Consider the following 257-nt stretch of genomic DNA (forward strand, 5'->3'; position numbering starts at 1 on the left):
CTTCAGAAAGCCTTCCTCCTGCTTCACTGGTCAGAATAAACAAATCCTCAGCTCGCTCACCTATGGTGGTAATTTTCGCACCGTGCAAGTTAATGTCTAATTCTGCAAAGGTTGCACCGACTTGAGCCAACAACCCTGGAGTGTCTAATGCTTTCAGTTCCATCAAGGAATGCTTTTTACTTTTGGTTGGTAGGAACTCAACTCGAGTTTTTACCTCAAAATGCTGCAAGTGACGTGGTGTACGACGTGTTTTTATC

Annotated in this window: 1 protein-coding gene; it reads right to left on the reverse strand. The window is 44.0% G+C overall.

Annotated elements, in window-relative coordinates:
* On the reverse strand, positions 1 to 257 hold a 257-nt coding region (locus tag FTW16_RS21425; protein WP_146492387.1), incomplete at both ends, for an ACT domain-containing protein.

It is taken from the genome of Vibrio sp. T20 (assembly GCF_007858795.1).
GTDB classification, from domain to species: domain Bacteria; phylum Pseudomonadota; class Gammaproteobacteria; order Enterobacterales; family Vibrionaceae; genus Vibrio; species Vibrio satsumensis.